Below are 13,632 nucleotides of genomic sequence, written 5' to 3' on the forward strand. Positions count from 1 at the left end.
TCCAACATCAGGACAAATTGCGTCGCAAGGCTCATGCCAGCCGCAGAACAGACGCGGAGGCGCGGTTCCGGGCAGCGCTGCCGCTTCATTTCGCGCAGTCGGCCGCGCGCGTCTGCGGCAAAATCAGCAGCGTGACGCCCCATGCGCCGCATGGACCGCAGCAGGACCGCGCAAAGCCGGGTTGGCACACGACATGCAAGGGAAAGGCTCAACATGGTCGGCAATACGGAGCCTTTCATAGTGGCCTATCAGAACAGCGTGTCTTTCCTGTCCCAAGCCCGCGCATGGCTTGCCGCCGCGATGGCGCTGCTCGGATGCGCTTTGCTGACGGCGTGCGGGGGATCGGGCGAAGCGGCTGGCGGCGGCGAGGTCAAGACGGTCACCATCGCCTCCATCGCTTATCCCTATCAGGGCAAGCAGGTGTATAATGGCGTTAACGGCGTGGTGATCGAACAGGGCTGGCTGAAGGAGCAATTGGCCAAGAAGGGCGTCGATCTGGTCTTCACTCCCGTATCGACGGCGGTAGGCGGGCCGCTCATCAACGAAGGCTTTTCCGGCAAGCGGATCGACTTCGCTTCCTATGGCGACTTCCCCGCCGTGATCGCCGTTGCTGGCGGCGTGCCGCTGAAGATCGTCGCGCCAGTCGGGCAAGGCCAGGATGTTTACATCGTCGTGCGCAAGGGCCTTGCCGCCAGGAGCATCGCCGACCTCAAGGGCAAGCGGATCGCGCTGCATCGCGGGCGGCCATGGGAGTTGCCCTTTTCCAAGCTGGTCGACAGCAGCGGCCTTAAGCTGAGCGACTTCAAGATCGTCAACATCAACCCGTCCGCCACTCCGGCTGCATTGCAGTCGGGCAGCGTCGATGCGGCCGTGCTGCTGTCGGACGGACTGCTGGTCGAGCAGAAGGGTATCGGCCGGGTGATCTGGTCGACCAAGCAGGCCTCCGCCGACTGGAAGATGCGCGCGGAGCTGTTCGGCCGGGCCGATTTCGTCGATGCGCATCCCGATCTGACCCAATTGGTGGTGGAAGCCTTCGTTCGCGCCGCCGCCTGGGCGTCGGATGAGGCGAACAAGGCCGAAGTGATCCGCCGGGCGGCGCGCGGCGCTTTGCCAGAGGACATCGTGGCGAAGGATTATGCCGAGTCCGGCATTGCCTGGCGCGAGCGTTTCTCGCCCATATTCGGGCCGGCGGTGCGAGAGCATTACCGGTCGGTCGCCGATTATGCGCTGGAGCGGGGCCTGATCCGCAAGAAGGTCGATACCGGCGCTCTGCTGGACGAGCGCTTCGTCGACAAGGCGCTGAAGGACCTGAAACTGGAGCAGTTCTGGGCGCGCGAAGGCGGAGCGCGGAAATGATGGCGGGGCGGCATTTTCCTTCCGGGGCTTCCGTCCCGCGGCTGCGCAACCTGCCTGTTGGCGCTTTCGCCGCGCCGGTCCTGCTCCTTGGCGCATGGCAGCTTGCCTGCCTGACCGGACTGTTTCCGCAGCAGGTGCTGGTGCCCCCCAGCGGCGTCGCCAAGGCGCTTGCCGATATGGCCGGGTCCGGGGAGTTGCAGCGGCATGTGGGAGACAGCCTGCACCGGCTGCTGGTGGGCTTCGCGATCGGCGCCGTGTCGGGCATGATCTTCGGCGCGGCGCTGGCGCTGTCGCGCCTGCTGGATGCCGCTCTGTCGCCCCTGTTCCTGACGCTTTGGCAAGTGCCCGTCATCGCCTTCGTGCCGCTGATGGTCATGTTCCTTGGCATTGACGAGCCTTTCAAGATCGCGGTGGTGGCGATCGCGGCTTTCTTCCCCATGGCGCTTGCGACGTTCGACGGCATCCGGGGCGTGCCGCGCAACTGGTTCGACGTGGCGAAAATCTACCGGCTCCGCCTGCATCAGCTGGTCCGCCGCATATTGCTGCCCGCGACGGTGCCCGCCGTGCTGACCGGCCTGCGCATTTCCCTGACGCGCGCCTGGGTCGTGCTGGTCGCGGCCGAACTGCTCGCGGCGGACAGCGGGATCGGCCAGATGATGGAGATGGGGCGGCAATTATTCCAGATCGATGTGGTGCTGGCGGGCGTGGTCGTCAGCGGCCTGATCGGCTTCCTGCTCGATCGCGGCGCGCGATGGGTCGAAAGCCGCGCCACGCGCTGGAGGGCGGCATGAAGCATCAACTGACCCGCTGGCCCGTCCGCCTCGGCATCGGCCTGATCGTGCCGCTGTTCCTCTTCCTCTGGTGGCAGTGGCAGGGGAGCGCCCATCCTTCGGCCTTCGCGCCCCCCGCCGCAGTGGCGTCGGCGCTGGCGGAACTGTTGCGCAACGGCGGACTGCTGCGCGATACGCTGGCGACGCTTGAGCGTGCCTTCACCGGCCTTGCCATAGGCGCGCCGCTGGGCGTGGCCGCCGGGATCGCCATGGGCATATGGAAGCCGGTCGACCGGCTGCTGGGGCCGCTGCTGCATGCGCTGCGGCAGGTGCCGATGATCGGCTGGCTGCCCCTCATCGGCCTGTGGTTCGGCGTGGGCGAGGGGACGGAACTGATCGTGGTCAGCATGTCCGCCTTCTTCCCCTCCATGCTCAACAGCCATGCCGGTGTCGCGCAGGTGGAGCGCCGCTATCTGGAAGTCGGCGGCATTTACCGCTTTTCGACGTTTCAGCGCATCCGCTTCATTCTGCTGCCCGCCGCCATGCCGCTGGTGATGACCGGCCTTACCCAGGCGCTGGCCTTTGCCTGGATTTCCACCATCGGCACGGAATTGCTGACGGGCGCGGGTGCGGGCCTGGGCGTCGCCATGCAGGCCGCGCAGGTTCAGCAGCGGCTCGACATCATGCTGGTGGTGATCAGCGTCACCGCCATCCTCGGCTTCATCATCAACCAGCTGTTCCGCAGCCTGCGCCAGTCCCTGCTGCGCTGGCAACCAGCCCAATCATGACACGGAGTAACGGCATGAGCCTTCACCCCCAAGCCCGAAACGAGCATGCACCCGCGAGCATCAGCCGGGGCGCGCTGACGGTTGGCGGGCTGCACAAGAGTTTCGATATCGGCGGCGCGCCGCGCAAGATACTCGACAACATCAATCTGGATGTCCGTCCGGGCGAGTTCGTCAGCATCGTCGGCGCGTCGGGCTGCGGCAAATCGACCTTGCTGCGGCTGATCGCCGGGCTCGACACCGATTATAGCGGCGAGTTGCGGCTGGATGGGGAGCGGATCGCCACGACCAGCCTGGACCGGGGCATCGTGTTCCAGGATCATCGCCTGTTCCCGTGGATGACGCTGGAGCAGAATGTCGAACTCGCCCTGCTCAACACCGGCACGCCCAAGGCGCGCCGCGCGCAGATCGCCGCCGATCACATTGCGCTGGTAAACCTCAAGGGGTTCGAGAAGGCCTATCCCCACCAGCTTTCCGGCGGCATGGCTCAGCGCGCCGCCATCGCCCGCGCGCTGGTGACGGAACCCAAGCTGCTGTTGCTGGACGAGCCGCTGGGCGCGCTCGATGCGCTCACCCGTGTTCACGTCCAGAATGAATTGCAGCGGATATGGATGGCGCAGCGATCGACGATGGTTATGGTGACGCATGATGTGGAGGAAGCGCTGTATCTGGGCGACCGCGTGATCGTGATGTCGCCCAATCCCGGCCGCATCCGCCGGATAGTGGAAGTCGATCTTCCCCATCCGCGCGACCGGCGCGCGCCGTTGCTTCACCGGTTGAAGGATGAGATCCTGGCCGAACTCACATCCGGCGCGGATGCAGCAGAAAGCGCCGGCAACCTTGTCCATTTGCCCAGCAGAGAGGCCCGCTGATGAGCCGTATAGCCGATTTCCCCATCGATCCCCTCTTCACCAACCGCTGGTCGCCGCGCAGCTTCACCGGCGAAGCCGTGCCCGACGCCGTTCTCCACACCGCTTTCGAGGCTGCGCGCTGGGCGCCGTCCGCAATGAACGCGCAGCCGTGGCGGTTTCTGGTCGCCCGGCCGGGAGAGGAACTGTGGGAAACCTATGTCGGCCTGCTGGTGCCGCGCAACCAGCTATGGGCGGCCAAGGCGTCGGCGCTGATCATCATTCTGTCGGCAAGGGATCTGGATTATCGCGGCGAGCGCGCGCCGAACCCCTCCCACAGTTTCGACGCGGGCGCGGCCTGGGCCAATTTCGCGCATCAGGCGCTGCTGCTGGGCTGGCATACGCATGGCATTGGCGGCTTCGACAAGGGCGCCGCGCGCGAGCGGCTGAACATCCCCGAGGATTTCGCGGTCGAAGCGATCATCGCGCTGGGGCGCAGGGGCGATCTTGAAGGGCTGGACCCGCAGTTCCACGGCGCAGAAACGCCGAACGGCCGCCGTCCGCTCAGCGAAAGCGTGTTTGCCGGGACGCTCGATAACCCGGCCTTCCCGCAGGAAAGGGATGCGGCATGACGCTCTCTGTCCATTGGCGGCTCGATCCTGCCGCCGAACCGCGAAGGTCCGAACCGGGCGCGTGGCAACGCCTGCCCGCGCTGGCGCGTGACCGCCGCGTCAGCACACAGAACCGCTTCGATTATTTTCTGCAAGTGGCGCAAGCGGCGGCGCAGACCGCCTTTGACGGGCTGTTCGTGCGTCACAGGATCGAGGCCGACGAAAGCCGCATCATCGCCGCCATCATCGCGCGCGCGGTGCCGCACATTCATGTCGTGCCGGAATTTCCCGCTTCGGTGGGATCGGCCGTCTATGCGGCCAAGCAGGCCACGACTTTCCAGCGCGCGGCCCATGATCGCCTCGGCTGGGCCATCGCGCCCGATGCGGAGCCGGCGGGCCGTGAGGCGCAGGCGGACTTCGTCAGCGACGGCGATCTCGCGCAGAGGCTGGACGAGTTTCTGACGGTCGCGCGCGGCGTGCACCGGGAACGGCCCTTCAGCTTCAAGGGCAGCTATTTCGAGGTTGAGAATGGCGGCTTCGATGCGCCGCTCAACCGCGCATCCTTCCCGCGCGTCTATTTGCAGGGCAGCGGCGATGCGGCGCTGGCGCTTTCGGGCCGCCATGCGGATATGCATCTCTTCGCCCCCGCCAGCACAGAGGCGCTGGCGAAGGACATCGCCCGGCTCAACGCACTGGCGGACGGCCGGAGCGTCGCCGCTGGTCTTATCCAGCCGCTGCTGGTGCGGGACGAGAGACAGACCGCGGAGCGTGACGCGCGGGACCGCCCGCTTGCGCCGGGGACGCTGGTCGCCAGCTATGACGAGGCCGCTGAGATTCTTGCCGGTTTCGCGGCCATCGGAATCACCGAACTGGTGCTGGAAGCTACGCCCACGCTGGAGGAAGCCTACCGCATCGGCCAGCATCTTCTGCCTCGCCTGCGCGCGCTGACCAGCGCCGCGCGGCAGGCCGCCTGAGGAGACAGTCCATGTCCATCGACTTTTACTGGCGGTTGCCGACCCATGGCTGCCACAACAGCATCCAGACCAGCGGTTATGAGCGGGGCGACTGGTCGCCGCTGCGGCCCGGCAACATCGCGCCGGGCCGGGACCGCGACGGAGAAGTTGATGGCTTCACCTATATCGATCATCTGGCGGCCATCGCCCAGGCGGCGGAAGCTGTGGGCTTTCAGGGCGGGCTGATCCCGTCCTTTCCCAACACCGACGATCCCTGGGTGATCTCCTCCCTGCTCGCGCGCGAGACCAAGAGTTTCCGTTTCATGATCGCGTTCCAGCCGGGCTTCGGCAATCCGGTTCATACCGCGCGCATGGCCGCCAGCCTTCAACGCGCGACGGGCGGGAGGCTGTTGTTCAACATCATCACCGGCGGGGGTGGTCCGGCGCAGCTCTGGTGGGGCGACAGCTTCGCCCATGACGACCGCTATGGGCGGACGAGCGAATTTCTGGACATCTTCAAGGGCGTCTGGAACGCTTCGGACTTCTCCTATGATGGAGCCTTCTACCAGTTGCGATCGGGCGGCCTCGCGCCAGCGTTGCGGGGGGAGGAGTTCCCCGAAATCTGGTTCTCCGGCTCGTCCGACGCCGCGCTCCAGACCGCTGCGCGTCATGCGGATTATTATCTGTCCTGGCTGGAGCCGTTCGACCAGCTGGGCGAGAAGTTCGCGCGCGTCAAGGAACGCACGGCGGCTTTGGGCGGCGAGCAGAAATGCGCGGTCCGCGTCGACCTGGTCGCCCGCGCCACCGAGGAAGAAGCCTGGGCCGATATCGAAAAGGGCTTTTCCAATGTCAGCGAGGAGGCGCGCCAGCGCTGGGGCGGGCAGGGGAGCGATTCCGTGGGCGCGGCGCGTCAGGCCGCGCTCCGCCCTGCCGACGCGCGCCGTTATGACGACCTGATCGTCGCGCCCAATTTGTGGGGCGGCTTCAGCCTGCTGCGCGGCGGGCCTGCGCTGGGCATCGTGGGCAGCTATGAACAATGCGCGGCGCGGCTGGATGACCTGATCGCGCGCGGTACGGATGCCTTCATCCTGGCTGGCACTCCGCATCTGGAGGAAGCCTATCGCGTCGGCGAAGAGGTGCTGCCGCTGCTTGGCCGTCAGGCTTCTGCATTGCCGGTTGCTGCTGAGTGAACTATTAAATTGATCGAACCGATTATTCTTGCCAGTTATCGCGTAACATATTGAAATATAATGGAAATAGGCGCTGGAGGGCTCCCGGCGCCTATTCTTTTTGCGTTGGGCCGGGGATCGCCCGGCCCCTTCCACGTCAGAAGCGGAAAAGCGCGGCCACGCCCAGCGTCTGGGGATCGGCCCAGGCGACGGTGTCGCCTGTCTGGCCAAAGGCCGGGTTCGACGGCTGCACGAAGTTGGCGCCCGGCAGCGAGTGGTTGAGGTAGCGCACATCGAACAGATTGTTGATGAAGCCGGTGACACTCAAATTCTCACTGGGCGTCGTATAGGTGACGCGCAGGTTGGTCAGCGTATAGGGCTTCTGCGTCAGATAATAGCGATTGTCCGCATCTTGCGGCGTCACGAAATAATATTGCCGCGACTGGTAGCGGGCATCGGCCGCCAGTTCGATCGAACCAAGATCGGCCAGCGCGAAACGATAGGAGCCACCGGCATTGAGCGTCACCTTGGGCGAGCGGACGAACTGCGCGCCTGCCAGGTTCGCGCCGCCGTTCAGCACCTGAAACTTCTGATATTCGGTGTCCAGCAAGCCAAGCGCCGCGTTGAACTTCAGTCCCTGAGCGGGGGCCAGCGTCAGTTCGAACTCGGCGCCATCGACCTTGGCCTTTTCCGCATTCTGGAGGTAGGACACGGTCGCTCCGCCCACGGCGCCCGGATTGGGGCCGACGACATTCACCTGCACGTCCTTGTAATCATAATGGAACGCCGTTGCGTTGAACGTCAACAACCCGTCGAGCCATGTCGATTTATAGCCGATCTCATAGGCGTCGAGCTTTTCGGGCCGTACGGCCGTTAGCGCGACGGGCAAGGTCGCGGCGGTATTGAAGCCGCCCGACTTCACGCCGTGGGAGAATTTCGCATAGATGAGGTTGTTGGAATCGATGTTCCACGATGGTGTCACATCATAGGTGAAGGCGTCCCACGTGCGTTTCAGGTCATTGCCGAAAGTGCCCGGACCGCCGATAGCGCCAGTGTAACTATTCCACCACTGTGCATAATTGCTCCACGAAGCGCCAGCAGACGCCCGCCTGTCGAAGTCCAGCGTCTTCGTCTCCCGCGTCCAGCGGCCGCCCAGCGTCAGCTTGATCGCGTCGGTGAAGCGGAAGGTGGTGCTGCCGAACACCGCGCCGCTTTCGGCCTTGTGCCGGTAGGCCGTTTCGCTGAAGGCTGGCGTGGGCGCCGTGGGCGTGATCGCCAGCGCTGGCACCGCCGTCTGCGGCAGGGTCGCGGAGAAGGCGTTGGAGCGGATCTTCTCGTTGAAATAAAATGCGCCGATGATCCAGCTCAGCCGGTCGTTGGCGTTGGAGGCGAGGCGCAGTTCCTGCGTCCACTGGCTGGTCCGCGCCGCCGAATAGCTGCGCGAGATTTCCAGCGGCGTATAGTCGCCATCGCCTGCGCCGCGCGTCTTGAACCGCTCATAGCCCGCGATCCAGGTCAGCGCAGCGCCGCCCAGATCCAGATCGACATGCAGCGAGCCGCCGAACTGCTTGTTGCGGCTATATTCTGGCGCGTTGATGCTGACGTCGTTGATATCGGTCGATGGCACATAGCCGTTGCGCACCACGCCGCTGGCGGCGTAGCTGGCAGTCGTCCAGTAAGTGCCGTCCGTGTCGTAATCGCGATAATGGACGCTCAGCAGCGCCTGAAGATTATCCGTGGGTTTCGCGAGCAGCTGGCCACGGATCACATTGTCCTTGATCTCGTTCGACTTGCCGCCAGTGTAGAGATTGTCGAAGCGGCCGCCGCGATCGTCGAAGCGGAAGGACAGGCGGGCCGCCAGCTTGTCATCGATGATTGTCGTGCCGATGCCGCCTTCAGCGATCTTGTTGTCGTAACTGCCATATTCCAGCTTCACATAGCTGTCGTCCTGGCCGTTCAGCGAGGGACGCTTGGAAATGACGTTGATCGCGCCGCCGGTCGTGTTCTTGCCCCACAGCGTCCCTTGCGGACCGCGAAGGACTTCCACCCGCTCCAGGTCGAACAGCGGCAGGCCGGTGGCGCTGGAGTTGCTGATATAGACATCGTCGAGGTAGAAGCCGACCGGACTGGCAAGGTCGAGCTGCTGCTGGCCCGCGCCGACGCCGCGAATCCACCAGCGCGGGCGGCCATGCTGCTGCGTGCCCGCCGACGCGTTGGGCACATAGTTCAGCACTTCGTTCGCCGACCGGCCAAGGCCGCCCACGGTGAACAGGTCCTTGTCGAAAGCGGTGATGGCGACCGGCACATCCTGCAACCGTTCCTCGCGGCGCTGCGCGGTGACGACGATCCCGGAGCCGGAATCTGCTTCGGCAGTATCAGCCGCATCGGCGGGGATGGCGCTGTCCGCCGCAGCGGCGGCTTCGCTGGCGAGCGCGGCGGGCGCATGGCCAGCCGCGAGCAGGGCAAGGATGCTGGCCCCAAGGATAGGGTGCGTTCGCGACGAATGGGTCTTTCTGGACAAGGAGGTTCCCCCTGATGTTGAAACTTGTCCGCGTTGTGCGGATCGGACGGGGGAGCCGTCGCAAAGGCTGTGCCATTTTGCTAAATGGCTGATTTCACGGCGGGTTCTATGCGGTCCTGCCAGGCGGCTGTTTGAAATTGCACAGCGCTGATGATCGTTGCTGCTCCGTCAGCAGCAGGTGGATGGCGGGGTGGGGGGCCTACAGACCTTCCGCCGCGACCCAGTGGGCGCCGGTGATCTCACGGGCGAGGGCCCAGACCTGCCGCCGGATATCGGGGACGGCGACGATTTCCCAATGCGCGCCCCGGGTCATGGGGCCGACGACGAACAGTCGCTGCTGCGCCGCGCCGTCCCTGCTGATCGCGCGGCACTGGCGATCGACATCGATGCCGATGGCCAGCGGATCGGGACGGATGTCGCCCCGTCCGGCGAGACGCCGCAACAGCGGGTCGTCGGTGCGGCGCAGGTCGCCGAGCGGGCCGGTGCAGTTGATGACCTTCGCAGCATGGATCGTTTCGGCCGCCGACTGGTCGCGTCGGCGCAACTGGACATGCAGCGCCGCAGCTTCGGGCGTGACCTTCACCACCTTTCCGGCGCGGATCTGGAGGCGGCCCTCCGCTTGCAGCCGGGCGAGCCGTTCCGCCACCTGCGGCGCGACGCGGTGCCGGTGCACGTCCCAATAAGGGCGCAGATGGCGCAGGAAGCGGCTTCGTTCCTGGGGACTTGCCGCGCGCCACATATCCTGAATGAAGGGCCGCAATTCATCGACGGCATTGCGCCAGCCGGTTTCCGCGCTGCGGCTTCTGACAGTCTTCACCAGTTGGGACAGGCTGCCTTTCGGCCGTTCCCGGCGCGCATCATGGGGCGCGGGCGGCCGGTGGTCGTGGGGCGACAACCCCCGCCGCGACAGCGCGATGATCCGGCCGCGAAACCCGGCGCTGTCAAGGCTGAGCGCGCAATCGACCGCCGTCAGTCCGCTGCCCAGCAGCAGCAGTTCGTCATTCGGCCGCAGCCCCTCCGCAATGTCCGCAGCCCAGGGATCATTGACATAGGCGGCGCTGTGCAGGCCGGTGAAGGCGGGCAGGTCATGCGGCGGCAGATTGCCCGGCGCCAGCGCGGCGATGGCGGCATTCACATGCTCGCCGGAGCGTAGCAGGACGCGGACCCCTTCGCCGGTCCGAAGCAGGTCGACGGCATCGCCGGTCAATGTCGTCAATCTGCCTTGCGCCGCGCCGCTCACCTCTTCCAGCAAGGCGCAGAGATAGGCGCCATAGTCACGGCGGGTGGCGAAGCTGCTTTCACGGCCCAGTCCTTCGCGTTCCAGCCAATCCACGAAATGGCGCGGTTGATCAGGCAGTGCGCTCATATTGGCGGCGCGGACATTGAGGATATGCCCCTCCTGCGCCGCTCCATAGGCAAGGCCGCGCCCCAGCCGGTCCGCCTGCCGCTCGATGATCGTGACCTTGAGCGATCCATAGCGCAGCAGGTTGATGCCGAGCAGGGTCCCGCTGAACCCTCCTCCGATGATGACTGCGTGATCGACCTTCAGCATGGCGCAGGGCTTCGCCCAGATCGCGCCGTCAGGTCAAATGTTGTTTGGGAAGGACTTGGCGAATCAGGGGATGGGCGGCGTGCGCCGTTCGTGGCAGCCCACGGCTCAGCGGGTCTATGCCTGCGCCCCGCTGCTGCCTATACGGATCACTTGCGAACCGGATTGCAGAGGAGCGGATGTGACCGAAGGTTCAGTTGAAGGCGCGCGCAAGGCGCGTTCGCCCGGCATCAAGCTCCTGTTCGCGGCCCTGGTCGCGCTGGCGCTGATCGTGCCCCTGATGCTGGTCTATGCGCTTGTCTGGGACCGGCAGAACCAGTCGCGGACCGCGCAGGATGCCATCAATGCGGGGTGGGGCGGGCCGCAGATCATCGCTGGCCCGGTGATCGTCGTTCCCTTTCGCACCACGCAGCAGCAATCGGAACAGGTCAACGGGCAGACCGTGTCCCGCGCGGTCGAGGTCGAAAAGCTGCTCTACATCTCGCCGGTCGAAAATATCGTCACCACCACCGTCAGGCCGGAGGAGCGGCGCAAATCCATCTATCGCAGCGTGTTGTATGATGCGCGGGTGAAGGGGACCGCGCGCTTTGCCTTGCCGCAGGACCTGCCGCGCTTCGGCATCTCCGCCGACCGGTTGCTGTGGGAGCGCGCGGAACTGCGCATGGGCGCTTCGGACGCGCGCGGGCTGACCAATGGCGGTTCCCTGTCCGCCGGGGGCAAGGCGCTGGCGGTGCAGCCGGGCAAGGGGCCGGGATCGACAGGCGGTCAGGGCTTCTTCGCCTTCCTCCCCTGGACGGGCGAGGGGCAGTTGAGCGTCGCCTATGATTTCGGCCTGCGCGGCAGCCGGTCATTGAGCCTTGTGCCGCGCGGGGGCACAACCCGGTGGGACGTGTCGTCAAGCTGGCCGAGCCCAAGTTTCGGCGGTGCCTTCCTGCCGGAAAAGCGCGACATTTCGGACAAGGGGTTCGCGGCGCATTATGCGATCGACAAGCTGGCGCTGGGCCAGCCGCCCGTGGCGATGGAGGATCTGGGCCCGCCGCTTCTGGATGATCCGGTCAGCCTGTCCGCGACGGCCGCGCGGCCTGCGGAAGCCATCGGCGGCAGTTCGCAGGCCGTCACCGTCGGGCTGGTCGAGCCGGTCAACCTTTATTCCAAGGTGGACCGGTCAGTGAAATATGGCTTCCTGTTCATCGGCTTCACCTTTCTGGCGTTCCTGCTGTTCGACATCGTCGGCGGCGCGCGTGTCGCGGCGGCGGAATATCTGCTGACCGGCGCGGCGCTGGTGCTGTTCTTCGTGCTGCTGCTCGCCTTCGCCGAACTGATCGGGTTCACCGCCGCCTATATCGCGGGCGCGGGCACGATCATCGCCCTGCTTTCCGCCTATAGCGCCGCAGTTCTGAAAAGCTGGAAACGCGGCCAGTTCATAGGGGCGTTGCTGACCGGCCTTTACGCATTGCTATTCGTGCTCCTCAATCTGGAGGCATGGTCGCTGCTCATCGGATCGGTCCTGCTGCTGATCGCGCTTGCAAGCGTGATGTATGCGACGCGCAATGTGGATTGGAGCAATGTCGGGCAAGGGAAGCCGTTGTGAAACCCAGCTTTCGCGGATGTTAAGGAAATCTTGGTTTGCGCCAAAAACTCTACTTGATATGTAGAGAATGCCTTTGCGGTGTGCGTGGCTTGGCACCGGATGATGACATTGGCAGGCCCGCGGCTTTTGAAGGGATGCAGCTTGCTCCGCGTGACCAACGGCTAAAGCGCACGAGCCAGGGCGGCTACGCCAGGATCGTGTTCCCCCACCATGTTGGGAGTGAAGCGATGCGCGAATTTTCAATGCAGGCCTGAGTCCCCGCTTTCCGGGGCCGTGACCCAAATGGCGGCCGGGCGCGTGTGCGATCCTGTCTGCCCCTCTCCATCCTTTCATGCCTGCGCCTGAGCGCGGGAGAAGGAGGCATCATGCCTGAACGAACCCTTGGCGGCCGCAATCCCGGCCCATCCCGTTACCCCGTCTCCCTGCTCCAGGCTGCTGCGGCGCTTTATGGCGCCGCCGCGCTGGAGGGGATTGCCCGTCCTGACGCCAATGCGGGACCGGCATTCAAACCACGCAAGACGTCGAGAGGGTAGATTGTTGGCCGCGGCCGGCTTCCTTGCCCTCCGAGCGTGGTTTTGGCGATTTCATCACAAGCCAGCCTGTGGCGGCCGTAAACGGATGTTGATTGCAAAGTCCGGTGAAGCCGCCATAAGCTCCGGCAATGGACGACACGACAAAGGCCATCATCCTGAGCGTGATAGAGCGCGCTCCCCAATGGCTCCGCCATGACCTTGATTCCAAGGATCAAGCGGTTCGCAGCCGGGCCGAGGAAACGCTGGCGGCGATGGTCGCTGATGGGCTGGCCCATGGCGGAAAGCAGGCCGGGAAGGATTGAGGGCATCCGGCCAGGGCGCGATGCCCTATGCTCGGGACATATCCCGCATCGCCTGCCCGGCCTGATGTCCGTTTCGAGCGGGTGACCGGATCAGGGCTGGCCGGGAATGCCGGTGATGCGAATGCCCGCGCCGTTCGCGACCTTGTAGCGCTTGTTGATGGCGATGAGGACCGATGTGAGGGCTTCCGCCGCTGCTGAATTGGCGAGCGGCCCGGCATGCCATGCGGTGATGCCGATGTCCTTTGCCAGTTGGCACACCGTTTCGCGCGCGTCGACATCGTCGCCCGCGACCAGCACGTCGCAATTGACGGGCTCGTCCAGGGTGGAGAGTTGATGCGCGGCGACATTCTGGAAGGCGGATACGACGCGAACGCCTTCGCCCAGTTCGCGTTGCAGCGCCTCGACCGCCGATCCGCCTTCGGGAAGCTGCACGCGCGCGACCTTGGGCGGCATGAGCGGGACGGTGACGTCGATCAGTATCTTGCCCTCGATTTCGGAACGCACCTCGCGCGCCAGCGCCCGTTGCGCGGCGTAGGGCACGGCGATCACGACGATCTCGCCAGCGGCCGCCGCCTCGGCATTGCTGGCGCCGGTCACGTCGCCGCCTGATGCGCGCGCAAGCTCGCTTGCGGCTTCGGCGGCGC

13 protein-coding genes are annotated in these 13,632 nt (G+C 65.3%); 10 read left to right on the forward strand and 3 right to left on the reverse strand.

Translation table 11 applies throughout. The features are described 5' to 3' along the window. Positions 1-213 precede the first annotated feature (213 nt). Genes L288_RS38265 through L288_RS38295 form a run of 7 tightly spaced genes read left to right on the forward strand, consistent with a single transcriptional unit; the run spans position 214 to position 6,513 of the window. Positions 214-1,356: an ABC transporter substrate-binding protein gene (locus tag L288_RS38265; protein ID WP_021239440.1), complete on the forward strand. Its 1,143-nt coding sequence runs from the start codon at positions 214-216 to the stop codon at positions 1,354-1,356. Beyond that, positions 1,353-2,147, forward strand: a complete 795-nt coding sequence (locus tag L288_RS38270; RefSeq protein ID WP_021239441.1) for an ABC transporter permease — start codon at positions 1,353-1,355, stop codon at positions 2,145-2,147. The genes L288_RS38265 and L288_RS38270 overlap by 4 nt, the downstream gene beginning before the upstream one ends. Next, positions 2,144-2,914, forward strand: a complete 771-nt coding sequence (locus tag L288_RS38275) for an ABC transporter permease (protein ID WP_031304738.1) — start codon at positions 2,144-2,146, stop codon at positions 2,912-2,914. Before L288_RS38270 ends, L288_RS38275 begins: the two co-directional genes overlap by 4 nt. A 14-nt stretch (positions 2,915-2,928) precedes the next feature. Then, complete coding sequence (locus L288_RS38280; protein ID WP_021239443.1) at positions 2,929-3,783, forward strand: ABC transporter ATP-binding protein; 855 nt, start codon at positions 2,929-2,931, stop codon at positions 3,781-3,783. After that, positions 3,783-4,391: a nitroreductase family protein gene (locus L288_RS38285; RefSeq protein ID WP_021239444.1), complete on the forward strand. Its 609-nt coding sequence runs from the start codon at positions 3,783-3,785 to the stop codon at positions 4,389-4,391. The genes L288_RS38280 and L288_RS38285 overlap by 1 nt, the downstream gene beginning before the upstream one ends. Beyond that, the gene (locus L288_RS38290) at positions 4,388-5,344 is read left to right on the forward strand and encodes an LLM class flavin-dependent oxidoreductase (protein ID WP_021239445.1); all 957 of its coding nucleotides are present in this window, start codon (positions 4,388-4,390) and stop codon (positions 5,342-5,344) included. The genes L288_RS38285 and L288_RS38290 overlap by 4 nt, the downstream gene beginning before the upstream one ends. Positions 5,345-5,355: 11 nt before the next feature. After that, a complete protein-coding gene (locus L288_RS38295; RefSeq protein ID WP_021239446.1) occupies positions 5,356-6,513 on the forward strand; it encodes an LLM class flavin-dependent oxidoreductase in 1,158 nt (385 codons plus the stop codon). Positions 6,514-6,649: 136 nt separating this feature from the next. On the opposite strand, the gene L288_RS38300 is transcribed toward L288_RS38295, so the two are convergent. Then, positions 6,650-9,013: a TonB-dependent receptor gene (locus L288_RS38300; RefSeq protein WP_021239447.1), complete on the reverse strand. Its 2,364-nt coding sequence runs from the start codon at positions 9,011-9,013 to the stop codon at positions 6,650-6,652. Between the two features lie 199 nt (positions 9,014-9,212). Beyond that, entirely contained in the window at positions 9,213-10,565 is a 1,353-nt protein-coding gene (locus L288_RS38305) for an FAD/NAD(P)-binding protein (protein ID WP_021239448.1), read from the reverse strand. Positions 10,566-10,743: 178 nt separating this feature from the next. On the opposite strand from L288_RS38305, the gene creD reads away from it, so the two are divergent. The 3 genes from creD (at position 10,744) to L288_RS43670 (ending at position 12,988) form a co-directional block, all read left to right on the forward strand. Next, the gene (gene creD, locus L288_RS38310) at positions 10,744-12,153 is read left to right on the forward strand and encodes a cell envelope integrity protein CreD (protein ID WP_031304742.1); all 1,410 of its coding nucleotides are present in this window, start codon (positions 10,744-10,746) and stop codon (positions 12,151-12,153) included. 365 nt (positions 12,154-12,518) lie between these two features. Then, positions 12,519-12,686: a hypothetical protein gene (locus L288_RS43665; RefSeq protein WP_169533914.1), complete on the forward strand. Its 168-nt coding sequence runs from the start codon at positions 12,519-12,521 to the stop codon at positions 12,684-12,686. Positions 12,687-12,814: 128 nt separating this feature from the next. Further along, positions 12,815-12,988: a DUF6771 family protein gene (locus L288_RS43670; protein ID WP_021239450.1), complete on the forward strand. Its 174-nt coding sequence runs from the start codon at positions 12,815-12,817 to the stop codon at positions 12,986-12,988. Between the two features lie 90 nt (positions 12,989-13,078). Here L288_RS43670 and npdG read toward each other — a convergent pair. Further along, a partial coding sequence (npdG, locus tag L288_RS38315; protein ID WP_021239451.1) for an NADPH-dependent F420 reductase occupies positions 13,079-13,632 on the reverse strand: 554 nt, incomplete at its 5' end.

Source organism: Sphingobium quisquiliarum P25, assembly GCF_000445065.1.
Taxonomy (GTDB): domain Bacteria; phylum Pseudomonadota; class Alphaproteobacteria; order Sphingomonadales; family Sphingomonadaceae; genus Sphingobium; species Sphingobium quisquiliarum.